Genomic DNA, 246 nt, shown 5'->3' on the forward strand with positions numbered 1-246 from the left:
CGAGAAGTTGTTTCGGGCGTGATAGTTCACCCCCGTATCCCAGGGGAGCCGTATAGCTATGAAATCAAGGGGCTTCTGGCTGGAATCGCCGGACCGGAATTGTCGGCTGTATTGTTGGTAGCGGAGGTCCGTTCTGGTCACAACAGCCGACAGCATGAACGGACAGAGATCAGCCTGGGAACGTGGCAGATCGAATTGAAACGGGCCATCAAGCAATATCTTGAAGAAACTAGGAAAGCTGCCGCG

At 54.1% G+C, this 246-nt stretch carries 1 protein-coding gene; it reads left to right on the forward strand.

Annotated elements, in window-relative coordinates; all coding sequences use genetic code 11:
• A partial coding sequence (locus tag ELH03_RS37800; protein WP_207104565.1) for a hypothetical protein occupies nt 1-246 on the forward strand: 246 nt, incomplete at both ends.

The organism is Rhizobium beringeri (assembly GCF_004306515.1).
Lineage (GTDB): Bacteria > Pseudomonadota > Alphaproteobacteria > Rhizobiales > Rhizobiaceae > Rhizobium > Rhizobium beringeri.